The organism is Microbulbifer sp. 2205BS26-8 (assembly GCF_030731025.1).
In the GTDB taxonomy this organism is placed as follows: Bacteria; Pseudomonadota; Gammaproteobacteria; order Pseudomonadales; family Cellvibrionaceae; genus Microbulbifer; species Microbulbifer spongiae.
Genome location: NZ_JAVAMR010000086.1, coordinates 1 through 4,525, shown reverse-complemented (window position 1 = coordinate 4,525; position 4,525 = coordinate 1). Strand labels below are relative to the sequence as shown.

The window sequence follows — 4,525 nt, the reverse complement described above, 5'->3', positions numbered from 1 at the left end:
GGCTGGTTAAGTCATTTTTCCAAGAGGCGACTGTATCCTTTGCAGTCGCCTAGGTAGTAAGGTTGTGACTTTATGGATAAGAGTTAAATTTGTTATCAATGATTTATGAAAAAAATTTCATATTACAATCCAGGAATGAGAGTTAAGGTAGAAAAATTAAATTACAGTTAATGGATCTGAATTCACATACTCTTTCCCAGGACTTCCAAATACAGGTAACGAAAAATTACGATCATTGAATAACACTACCAATTGAAAGAATACTATGTGTGCTACTATCTTAGGCAAAAATAAATTACCAAGTCAGGCCGATCATCAGATGGCTTGAAATGACAGATATCTGTGACAGAATGAAAATGGTGATTCATATGTTGAAACAAACCAAAATCTCTCGAATTTTTGTCTTTTATGGACATATGGCCAGCAACATCGGAGATTTGGCGATTAATGCTGGGGAAATAGTCCTACTTCGGAATTCATTTCCAGACGCTTCTATAAATATAATTTTTTTTGGATCCAAGACCAATAAATATATACAAGATGGCCTAGCTTCGTTTGGTCCAGATATTGATACTGTGTTCACGTTTATCCCTTCTCCGAATAAGGCACTAAAGTTTTTGTCTGACCCGAGAACATTTTTAGAGCATTGCGGGGCTCAAAATGCTGACCTCATCATACTGGCATCAGGTGAGCATTTGTTTTCATATAAACATCACCATAATATTGACGCAATTTTCTGGAGGAGTTTGCCGATTCTGGCAGCCAAACTACTTAGCAAGCGTGTTATACTTTTGCCATCTACATTTGGACCATTTGAAGTAGATCAATCAAGTGAACTAGTTTGCCAAGCTCTTCAGGTTGTTGATGATTTTGCTGTTAGAGATCTTCTCTCTAAACAATATATACAATCCTTGGGCTTTCATAATAATCCACCTTTATTACTAGACCCGGCTTTTTTTATAGATTTGGTGGACCTTCAAGACTATCCCGTGAACGAAACCGAAGAATATATAGTTCCGAAAGGACATTTGGCTGTCGTCATGAGATCTGAATTTTGGGGAATTCGACTTTCTAGAGAACAATTAAAATCTACATCAGATAAGAGAAGTGATATTGGATACAAAAGCAGCCTTGCTTTTGAATTTATAAAAAAATTATCTGAGCGTTTTCTTTCACAGACTGATCAGCACATTGTACTTTATGTGCAAACCTTAGCAGACGAAAAATTAGCAAAATCCTTCTTGACAGAGTATTCAAACGATATTAATAAAAATCGCATTCAACTCTATCGTCCTAAATCAGTCAAGCAATATATCGAGTGCCTCGCTCGATCAAATTTTGTTGTCGCGTCACGATTTCACGCCATTATTCTTGCTATAATTATCGAGAAACCTGTTCACGGAGTTTATTTTGATATACATGGCCATAAAATTGCTGGCTTATTCGAAATGATTGACGAGGAAAATTTGTATGATTTATTAACTAAAAACTCAATAGATACTGTAGTAGAGAAGGTATTTACAAAAATTCAAGATATGCAAAAACTACCGGAAAAGACCCAAAAGCGTTTAGCCACATTGCGTCAAGCTACATTGGCCTGGCTAACTGGTAATGAAAACCGTACTGCCGATCCTGGCAACATTATGAAACTTTGGTATTTATTGGGAGATTATTCTTCCGAGCACTTTCTAAAAAAATTAGAAACAGAGCAAAGCCATGAAGAAACCTACGAAAATATTCCAGTAAACACTGGTGAGTTAGAAAAAAAGAAAAATGAAATTGAACAAACACTTAAGGTCACGCGTGAATTTGTTAACCTATTAGTAGCAGAAAAAAGTTATAAAGAATCTTTTGAAATTGTCTCTGCTCAGGCAAACGAATTATCTAAGGATAAAAAGGAAATAGAACAAACCCTTAAAGTCACCAAAGAACATATGAAAATCTTAATGCACCAAGATAGGTCACTGAAAAAAACTACAACGTATAAATTTGGAAAACAAATTATCAAGGACGTGAAACGACCACATCACTGGCCACTTTTACCTATAAAGTTGCTACGAATTTATCAAAAAAACAAGAAACAACCTAGCAAAATATCAAAAGATCAACTAGAAATTCTTAACTATTTAAATATCAAGGGGGTCGATCCAATTAATCCAGTACCCAAGCGGGTATGCTATATACTTCACAATTCACTACCATATGCTTCTGGAGGTTATGCAACTCGCGCCCATGGACTTTCGCTTGGCCTACTTCAAAATGGCTATGAAGTTATGGCCGTTACTCGCCCCGGCTTTCCACTTGATACGATAAAAATAGATCATACCGACATTACTGACAGCAACATTGATGGAGTACACTATAGTCGAATTATCTACCCAAAAAGAAAAGGGATATCCACAGCGAAGTACATGAAAAGCACCATTGGCCTTTTGGAGAATCGGTTTCGAAAAATTCGCCCTTCTATAGTGATCGCAGCTTCATTTTATATCACAGCACTGCCCGCAATAATTGCAGCGCGAAGAGTTGGTATTCCTGTGATATACGAGCTGAGGGGGCTCGCCGAAGTTACAAAAATGTCTCGTGATAAAAAGTACAAAAGAACAGATGATTATAATTTAACAGTGCGGATGGAAACTGAAACTGCAAATTCAGCTGATCATATCTTCACTCTAACTTCTGGAATGCAAGACGAGCTTGTTCGAAGAGGGGTGCCTGGAAATAAAATTACGATCCTACCAAACTCTTGTAATGCTGACCAATTCACTCCATTAGTACGTAATAGTAATTTGGCCAAGCATCTTGATGTTGGCTCTAATGTTCCTGTAATTGGATACATAGGGACATTAGTCGACTATGAGGGGCTTGATGATCTTATCCAGGCTTGCGGGCTGTTAAAATCCCAAGGGCTTGAATTCAGATTATTGATTGTAGGAAGTGAAGAGTCTACCGGATCTATTACTGGCCCAATTACAGAAGGCTTAAAAAAAATAGCAAAGAGTATCGGACTGGATGATTGGCTAATCATGCCTGGAAGAGTACCTCACAAGGAGGTTATGACATATTATTCTCTCATTGACATCGCACCCTTTCCTCGCAAACCTTGGCCTGTATGTGAAATGGTTTCCCCAATGAAACCCCTAGAGGCACTTTCAATGGAGAAAGCAGTCATTGTATCAAGCGTAAAAGCACTTACAGATATGATATCTAATGGAGATACAGGGCTCGTATTCGAAAAGGGCAATATAAAATCTCTTGCGTCAGCCCTCCAAATATTGATTGTGGATGTCACATTCAGGAGCAGCTTGGGAAAACGCGGTAAAGAATTTGTCAGAGCAGAGCGAAACTGGAAAACTACAGCGAAAAAATCTATTCCTATATTAAAGAAAGTCACAAGCCAGCTGCCCAAGCAGGAGATTATCAGGAGTAGATCAAATGAACCAGTGCATCATCCAGCTTGGTGGCCCTTGATTGATTCGAAGTTTGCCAAAAAATGCGCCTGTGTCATCGTAAACGATTGGGAACTAAGTACTGCCGCCATTGAGCTGAGAAAAATATACGTTAATAGGTTTGACGAAGAGTCAATTAAAAGAAGAGTCCCCTTGTCAAACTGGAAACGTGCCGACATTTGCTGGCAAATGGTTCCAAATGATCTCCCTACTATTGATATTGGTAGCGGCCTCGGTGAGTTTGTGAACCTATTCTCCACTAACAATAAATATGCTCCAATAGCCTCCGTAGACACAAGAGATTGGGACAAGTGGTTCGATAGTACAGGACATATAGAGAGAATTTACAAAAGCATATTTGAGCTTGGTGAAACAGAGGCCAGAGATGTTGTGACTTGCTTTGAGGTAATTGAGCATCTCCCACCAAGCAGGGTTAAAGAAGCAGTCACAATATTAAGAAATCTGGCACAAAAAAAGTTATTTGTCTCGGTCCCATTTCTCGAACCCCCCCCTATGTATAAAGGTCATTTCACAAGATTTACTGAGAAAAATCTCTCAGAGTTATTTCCTGATGCAAAGTTCACGGTATTTGCTAAAAGCATGAATAGCCGAGAGAAAGTACATGCTTGGATATTGTGTGAAGTTGATATATAGCGTAAATAGTGGGCCCTTAAGAAATTTTAATACTTATTGACAGGTTCTTTGTTCAATATGGTTCGAAATTGACCTCGTAGAGGATCTTCAAATTTTTTTAGCCAACTAACCTGACATGCTGATGCCCGAATCACTCTGAGTTTCTCGAGGATTAACATTCTAGAAAGCATTAACCAATGAGCAACTGAACCAAAACCGCGCAGCTCGCTAGGTGTTAACCGGCGAGCACGAGCATCAATCATGTTGGGGAGTGATTATATATTATCGCCCTTGATGAGGGTGTTCAAAACTCTGTGTCAGCAAGTAGCCTCATAGGCTGATGTATTTCTCTAATCGCTCCGGGAAGTGGATCGCGAGCTGTGACAACGTCAGGTTCCAGTTTTTGAATTGGACGCGACCAGCGCTCGCGGCGTTAGGTCCGC

Annotated in this window: 1 protein-coding gene; it reads left to right on the top strand. The window is 38.9% G+C overall.

The genetic code is table 11. The annotated features are described in order from the left end of the window. Positions 1–368: 368 nt before the first annotated feature. Positions 369–4,103, top strand: coding sequence for a polysaccharide pyruvyl transferase family protein (locus Q5Y71_RS16325; RefSeq protein WP_306043148.1), 3,735 nt, complete (start codon positions 369–371; stop codon positions 4,101–4,103). Positions 4,104–4,525: the final 422 nt, after the last annotated feature.